The organism is Helcococcus bovis (assembly GCF_046035835.1).
In the GTDB taxonomy this organism is placed as follows: Bacteria; Bacillota; Clostridia; order Tissierellales; family Peptoniphilaceae; genus Helcococcus; species Helcococcus bovis.
Genome location: NZ_JBFNGB010000066.1, coordinates 1 through 223 on the forward strand (window position 1 = coordinate 1; position 223 = coordinate 223).

Consider the following 223-nt stretch of genomic DNA (forward strand, 5'->3'; position numbering starts at 1 on the left):
AATTCATCTGAGTAGCCATCGCCATCATCGTCTTGGTCTGTCACATCTGGTTGACCATCACCATCTGTATCCCTTTGTACTGTTACAGTAACATTTTCTACAACTTCATCTTTACCATTTGTTAAAGTCACTGGAATTGTAATATCTTTAGTTTCTTCATCTCCATTAAACGCTACATTTGGTGTACCTGTTAATTTTCCATCTTTGCCAACCGTTACACCGT

Annotated in this window: 1 protein-coding gene; it reads right to left on the minus strand. The window is 38.1% G+C overall.

Annotated elements, in window-relative coordinates; genetic code table 11:
- The coding region (locus tag ABGF48_RS08530) for a hypothetical protein (RefSeq protein WP_408105906.1) at positions 1-223 on the minus strand (223 nt) is incomplete at both ends.